The sequence below is a fragment of the Streptomyces hirsutus genome (assembly GCF_001418415.1).
Taxonomy (GTDB): domain Bacteria; phylum Actinomycetota; class Actinomycetes; order Streptomycetales; family Streptomycetaceae; genus Streptomyces; species Streptomyces hirsutus.
In genome coordinates this window covers 1-1,451 of record NZ_LIQT01000783.1, presented here as the reverse complement: position 1 = coordinate 1,451, position 1,451 = coordinate 1, and the positions used below count along the sequence as shown (strand labels likewise).

Genomic DNA, 1,451 nt, shown 5'->3' with positions numbered 1-1,451 from the left:
GTAACAGCCTGCGGGCGGGGGGTGGTGACGAGCGGGGCGGGTCGGGCAGGTCGTCGGCGGCGCGGCTCATGCGGTCTGCCTCTCACGGTGGGAGGGTGCTCGCGATCACGGAACTGTTCGACATCACGAACGGCATCTGACATGGCGAACGCCGACAAGGTAAGGGTGTGTCACGGACAGGTCAACGGGTCGGGCGGGACGAAGTCGTCCCGCCCGCTCCCACCAAGGCCCGTTAGGCAGGCCCCGGCGCATGGTTCGGCTACCGTCGTCGGTATGAGCGGTACCCCGTCCCTCACCGACGCCCTCGCGGGGGGCACGGTCGTCCTCGACGGCGGCATGTCCAACCAGCTCGCGGCGGCCGGGCACGACCTGAGCGACGAGCTGTGGTCGGCGCGGCTGCTCGCCGAGGCCCCCGAGGCGATCACCGAGGCCCACCTCGCCTACTTCGAGGCGGGCGCGGACGTGGCGATCACCGCCAGCTACCAGGCCACCTTCGAAGGCTTCGCGCGACGCGGCATCGACCACGACCGGGCCACCGCCCTGCTCACCCTGAGCGTCGAGGCGGCCCGCACGGCAGCCCGGCGAGCCCGGGTGACCCGTCCCCTGTGGGTGGCGGCGTCCGTCGGCCCGTACGGCGCGATGCTCGCGGACGGCTCCGAGTACCGGGGCCGGTACGGCCTGACCGTGGCCGAGCTGGAGCGCTTCCACCGCCCCCGCATGGAGGCCCTGGCCGCCGCGGAGCCCGACGTCCTCGCCCTGGAGACGATCCCGGACACCGACGAGGCCGAGGCCCTGCTGCGGATCCTGCCCGGCCTCGGCATCCCGGCCTGGCTGTCCTACTCGGCGACGGGCGACCGCACCCGCGCGGACCAGCCTCTGTCCGACGCCTTCGCGCTCGCCGCCGAGGTGGACGAGGTCATCGCGGTCGGCGTGAACTGCTGCGCCCCGGAGGACGCAGACCACGCGGTCGCCCTCGCGGCCCGTGTCACCGGCAAACCGGTCGTGGTCTACCCCAACAGCGGCGAGACCTGGGACGCCGGGGCACGCGCGTGGACGGGCCCCGCCACGTTCACCGCCAAGCAGGTCACGGGGTGGCGCGCGTCCGGGGCTCGGCTGATCGGAGGGTGCTGCCGGGTGGCCCCGAAGACGATCTCGGCGATCGCCGCGACGCTACGGCGACCGGTGTAGCGAACTCGCACCAGACGACTTTCCCAGGAGCCCGCTCCCCCACCCCCCACTTGTCCGCCAGCTCGTCCACGAGCCCGCCCCCACTGTCATGCACCTCGACCCGCACGCCTCCATCGGCGCCCTCGCCGTACGGCAGCATCCTCAGCAGAAAGCCACGGCCGGGCGGCACACCGTGCACCAGTGCGTTGGTGGCGAGTTCACTGACGCACAGCAGCACATCGTCCTCGCGCCCGCGCATGCCCCACTCCGCGAGCACCCGGCGC

The 1,451-nt window shown here is 73.2% G+C and carries 1 protein-coding gene and 1 pseudogene; one reads left to right on the top strand and one right to left on the bottom strand.

Annotation, left to right across the window (positions count from 1 at the left end; genetic code table 11):
* Positions 1-273: 273 nt before the first annotated feature.
* Positions 274-1,188, top strand: coding sequence for a homocysteine S-methyltransferase (gene mmuM / locus AOK11_RS38605; RefSeq protein ID WP_055598250.1), 915 nt, complete (start codon positions 274-276; stop codon positions 1,186-1,188).
* On the opposite strand, the pseudogene AOK11_RS46540 reads toward mmuM, so the two are convergent.
* A pseudogene (locus AOK11_RS46540) lies at positions 1,169-1,444 on the bottom strand (ATP-binding protein); the annotation flags it as partial. The gene mmuM and the pseudogene AOK11_RS46540 overlap by 20 nt on opposite strands.
* Positions 1,445-1,451 lie beyond the last annotated feature (7 nt).